Origin of the sequence: Streptomyces sp. MBT65 (genome assembly GCF_016612545.1) — a bacterium.
GTDB lineage: Bacteria > Actinomycetota > Actinomycetes > Streptomycetales > Streptomycetaceae > Streptomyces.
Window position 1 is genome coordinate 1 of sequence record NZ_JAENRY010000521.1, and the last position, 3,662, is coordinate 3,662.

Sequence of the window (3,662 nt, forward strand, 5' to 3'; positions counted from 1 at the left end):
CCTCAAACGCCGGACGGGCTGATGATGCCGACCGGTATCGAGAAGGACCCGTCAAAAGGGCAAAGCAAAGCCGGCGCAGCTCCCCAGCTGCGCCGGCTTTTTTTGCCGTCCGCCGCACCCCCGTCCCCACGGGGTTTCATGGGTTGATGTCCCCGCCCGGACCGCTCTTCCGGGCCTGGGGTCGCCGCTCAGCGCCCCAGCATCACTCCCACGGACGACGCCTGTGTGGCCACGGTCTCCCAGCCGTCGAAGACGACGAGGAGCAGGACCGCCAGGGGAAGGGCCATCAAGGTCGCCACCAGTGGGTGGCGACGGCCTGTGCGGCGGGTGCGGAACGCCGCGTTGTACGCCTTGCGTCCCTCTTCGCGGATCAATGCCCGCGGTGCCGTGTAGGCCATGGTCCCTCTCCTGACCGTGCTCCGTTGACCGAACTCAGTTGTCGTTGGCAGCGGCGGGTGTCTGACCTCGGGGGACGAGTGCTGCACCCGCCGCTTGACCTCAAATCTAGGTGGGCGGCGGGTGCGGGTCGTCATGCCCTCGTACCGATTGGCGGGCCTCCCGGAGGATGAGCAATGACCTGCGAAGTACTCCCCTGGGTGGAGACGGAGTCCTAGGTCTCGGGGTCTTCCCGGAGGGGGAGTCCGGTGTGCCCCGCTTTCTCTGAGCTGTCCTCGCGCGGGACCGGCTGCTCGACCAGGGCGAGGACCCTGGTCGCCATGAAGCGGGCGGTGCGCACGACGGAGCCGCTGCGGGTGACTTCGCTCACTTCCACCACCCCTCGGCGTACCGCCGTCTCCACCCGACGGCCCGCCCTGCTCGCCACCACCTCATATGTACGTGTTGTGTCGCCGGCGTCCACCACTATCTCGACGCGATCACCCTTCACGCGCTCAATCCCCCTTCTGTGATGGTTGGTTGGGATCGGGGACGGTACGAAGTCCTGCTGTTCGCACGGCCTCTGACCACCCTTCAAGTTTCCCACCCGGCACTGACAATCCGTCGGTCCGAGAGGGCGCGGCCTTTGCGCGCGGGCGGTTGAGGAAACGTAAGCTGTCGCTCGTCACACGGACCGGGCAGCGGGGATGAACATGGCGATGATGCGCCTGAGGCGCGAGGACCCGCGCGTCGTCGGCTCGTTCAGGCTTCACAGACGGCTCGGCGCGGGCGGAATGGGCGTCGTCTATCTGGGCTCCGACCGCAAGGGACAGCGGGTCGCGCTGAAGGTCATCCGGCCGGATCTGGCCGAGGACCAGGAGTTCCGTTCGCGGTTCGCGCGCGAGGTCTCGGCCGCCCGGCGGATTCGCGGTGGGTGCACGGCCCGGCTGGTCGCGGCGGATCTTGAGGCCGATCGGCCGTGGTTCGCCACGCAGTACGTGCCCGGGCCCTCCCTGCACGACAAGGTCGCCGACGAGGGGGCGCTGGGGGCGGCCGAGGTCGCCGCGATCGGGGCCGCCCTGTCGGAGGGGCTCGTCGCGGTGCATGAGGCCGGTGTCGTCCACCGGGATCTCAAGCCGTCCAACATCCTGCTGTCCCCCAAGGGCCCGCGGATCATCGACTTCGGTATCGCCCGTGACGAACGGTCGCGCGAGACGGCGCTCACCACACCGGGCGGTGTGCTCGGCTCGCCCGCGTACATGTCGCCCGAGCAGGCCAAGTCGCTCCCGGTGACGGCTGCCTCCGACGTGTTCTCCCTCGGCGGCACGCTGTACTTCGCCGCCACGGGACGTCATCCCTTCGAGGGGGAGGGCGACTACGAGGTGCTCGTCGCCGTGTGCACCCGCGACGCGGATCTCCCGGAGGTGCCGGAGCCGGTCCGTTCGGCCATCGCCGACTGCCTGCGCAAGGACCCGGCGCAACGTCCCACCGCCGCCCGACTCGTCACCCAACTCGCGGAAGCGGTAGGCGGGGTGGGTGCGATGGGTGCGATGGGAGCGGCGGACGTCGTGGGGGCGGCGGGGGCGATCGAGGCCATGCGGACAGTCACGGGTACGTCGGCGGTACCGCCGCCCCGACCGCCCGGACCCGTGCGCGGCGGCGCGGGCTCCGGCAGAGGCACCAGGCAGCTGCGGCTGTGGGCGTTCGCGGCCGGCAGCGCCGCCGTGGCCGTGCTGCTCGCCGTCGTGCTCAGCACCACCTCGGGGGGATCGGCGACGGAGGGCGGCCGCCCGCAGACCCATGGCTCTGGCACCCAACTCCTCTCCTACACCGACGACTTGACCGACTCCGGCGACTGGCTGGACAAGGACCCGGCCCTGGCGAAGGTCACGCACGAGGGCGGGACCATGCTGGTGGATCCCAGATCCGAGCTGGAGGTGTGGCCGCAGGCGCCCTTCGAACCCTCCTCGTTCGCGGTACGGCTGAGCACCCAGACGGAGTGGTACGGCGGCGAGGGCGGGGTCGGGCTGTGGTGCAACGGCTCGGGGAACTACTGGAAGGGCTCCCGCTGGGCGACCTACCTGACCACGGACCAAGAAGCCCTGATCGTCCGGGAGTTCCGGTTCAAGGGGAAGTTCCAGCACGACCGGGTCGTCGAGGTGAACCTCGCGGACGTGGGCCTGAAGGTGAGGAGCCAGCAGCAGGTCGACATGACGATGACCTGTTCCGCCGCCGGGCAGGACCGGATCAAGGTGGAACTCGCCGTCGACGGCACCCGGGTCGCCTCCTACACCGGCGCCGCCTTCGACGCCCGGGGCTGCGGTGTGGCGGCCTTCCACTACAGCGCGACCGACCCGCGGGGCACGGCCTACCACGCGGGTTTCGAGCGCTTCACCGCGACCGAGCTGGCGACGGACTGACGATGCGGAAGGGGTAACTCCGCCCGGGTGGAGGGCAGAACGGGTCCATGCAGATCGACCAAGGACCCAACGAGCCTCTGGAGGTGGTGACTTGACCGTCATCGTCGGCCTGGTCCATCGCGGGCGTGTCCATCTCGCCGGAGACTCCGCGGGCAGCAGCGGATCGCAGCTCACGATCCGCCGCGACCCGAAGGTCTTCGCCAACGGCCCCTATGTACTGGGGTTCACCACCTCGTTCCGTATGGGCCAGCTCCTGCACCACGCGTTCGCGGCGCCACAGCCCGAAGGCGATCTCGACCGATTCATGGCCACCAGCTTCATCAACGCCGTCCGCACCTGCCTCAAGGACGGTGGCTGGGCCCGCAAGGACTCCGACCAGGAACAGGCGGGCGTCTTCCTCGTCGGCGTGCACGGCCGGCTCTTCGAGATCCACGGCGACTACCAAGTCGGTGAGCCCCTCGACGGATACGCCGCTGTGGGCTCCGGGGACGACCTGGCTCTCGGCGCCCTGCACGCCACCGCCGCGCTCGGCCTCAAACCGCGTGAGCGCCTCACCGCCGCCCTGCGGGCCGCCGATCACCACAACACCTATGTCTGCGCCCCGTACGCCTACGTCAAGACGCCTCGCTGAACCGTTCGCGGGGGAAAGGCGGTTCACGGTGCGGTGTCCGGAGCCGTATCCGGAAGACTGTGCCGTATGACGACGCGATCACCACAGCCCGAGGTTCTGCGATACACCGCCTTCTCCAGCGACCCCGACGGCGGAAACCCCGCCGGTGTCGTACTGGACGCCGCCGCCCTGGACGACAGCGAGATGCTGGCCGTCGCCGCCGAACTGGGGTACTCGGAGACCGCGTTCCTGTCCGC

General features: G+C 69.6%; 4 protein-coding genes and 1 pseudogene. 3 read left to right on the plus strand and 2 right to left on the minus strand.

Features of this window, described 5'->3' with window-relative positions:
• Positions 1 to 188: 188 nt before the first annotated feature.
• Positions 189 to 398, minus strand: coding sequence for a hypothetical protein (locus JHN63_RS49575; protein ID WP_200691709.1), 210 nt, complete (start codon positions 396 to 398; stop codon positions 189 to 191).
• Between the two features lie 212 nt (positions 399 to 610).
• Positions 611 to 886: a hypothetical protein gene (locus JHN63_RS49580; protein ID WP_033282228.1), complete on the minus strand. Its 276-nt coding sequence runs from the start codon at positions 884 to 886 to the stop codon at positions 611 to 613.
• 196 nt (positions 887 to 1,082) lie between these two features.
• Between JHN63_RS49580 and JHN63_RS54940 the strand changes: the two are divergent.
• From JHN63_RS54940 to JHN63_RS49595, 3 genes and pseudogenes are all read left to right on the plus strand, one after another.
• A pseudogene (locus JHN63_RS54940) lies at positions 1,083 to 2,189 on the plus strand (serine/threonine-protein kinase); the annotation flags it as partial.
• Positions 2,190 to 2,886: 697 nt separating this feature from the next.
• Positions 2,887 to 3,426 carry a hypothetical protein gene (locus tag JHN63_RS49590; RefSeq protein WP_200691710.1) on the plus strand — a complete coding sequence of 180 codons (540 nt, stop codon included), beginning with the start codon at positions 2,887 to 2,889 and terminating at the stop codon, positions 3,424 to 3,426.
• A gap of 66 nt (positions 3,427 to 3,492) precedes the next feature.
• On the plus strand, positions 3,493 to 3,662 hold a 170-nt coding region (locus tag JHN63_RS49595; RefSeq protein WP_200691711.1), incomplete at its 3' end, for a PhzF family phenazine biosynthesis protein.